The 999-nt window shown below is 63.6% G+C and carries 1 protein-coding gene; it reads left to right on the forward strand.

Annotation, left to right across the window (positions count from 1 at the left end):
* The first annotated feature begins 156 nt into the window (after positions 1-156).
* Complete coding sequence (gene tsaA, locus QMX91_RS31225) at positions 157-855, forward strand: tRNA (N6-threonylcarbamoyladenosine(37)-N6)-methyltransferase TrmO (RefSeq protein WP_282413913.1); 699 nt, start codon at positions 157-159, stop codon at positions 853-855.
* The last annotated feature ends 144 nt before the right edge of the window (positions 856-999 follow it).

Raw genomic sequence — 999 nt, forward strand, 5'->3', positions numbered from 1 at the left:
CGACCTTCGCGAGCAAGCCCGCTCCCACAGGTTTTGTGGCTGACACAAAACCGGACTCCACTCGAGATCCCTGTGGGAGCGGGCTTGCTCGCGAAGGCGTCGGCCCGGCCACCTCGGGTTATCATCCCCACCCCGCTCCCACCTCGACTCCAGACCATGACTTACAACGTCTCCCCCATCGGCTTCGTGCGTTCCTGTTTCAAGGAGAAGTTCGCCATCCCGCGCCAGCCGCAACTGGCCCCCGCCGCCCGTGGCGTGCTGGAGCTGGTGGCGCCGTTCGATCAGGGAGACGCCGTGCAAGGGCTGGAGCAGGTCAGCCATGTCTGGCTGTTGTTCCTGTTTCATCAGGCGCTGGAAGAAAAGCCGCGCCTGAAGGTGCGGCCACCGCGTCTGGGCGGTAACAAGTCCATGGGCGTGTTCGCCACCCGTGCGACGCACCGGCCCAATGGCATCGGGCAGTCTGTGGTGAAGCTGGACAAGGTCGAGGCCAATCGGCTGTTCATTTCGGGGATCGATTTGCTCGATGGCACACCGGTTCTCGACATCAAACCGTATGTGCCTTACGCCGACATCATCCCTGACGCCGCCAACAGCATCGCCAGCGCCGCGCCACAGCTGATTGATGTGCAGTGGACGGACGCCGCGCTGCAACAGGCGCATGGCCATGCTCAGCGCCTTGGCGAGCCTTTGGTCGAGCTGATCGAGCAGTGTCTGGCCCAGAATCCGCGTCCGGCGTATCAGACGCCGGCGCCGGAGCGCGAGTACGGTGCGCAGTTCTGGGATCTGGACGTGCGCTGGCATTATCCGACGCCGGAGCAGATCCGGGTACTGGAAGTCATCCCCGCCAACACCTGAACCCCGGAAACGCAAAAGCCCGCGCTGCCTTCTCAGGCAACGCGGGCTTTTCTGTGTAGCACGAAACCATTGTGGGAGCGGGCTTGCTCGCGAAAGCGGTGCGCCATTCAACATTGACGTCGACTGACAGCCCCCCTTCGCGAG

The organism is Pseudomonas sp. PS01299, from assembly GCF_029960145.1.
Classification (GTDB): domain Bacteria; phylum Pseudomonadota; class Gammaproteobacteria; order Pseudomonadales; family Pseudomonadaceae; genus Aquipseudomonas; species Aquipseudomonas putida_A.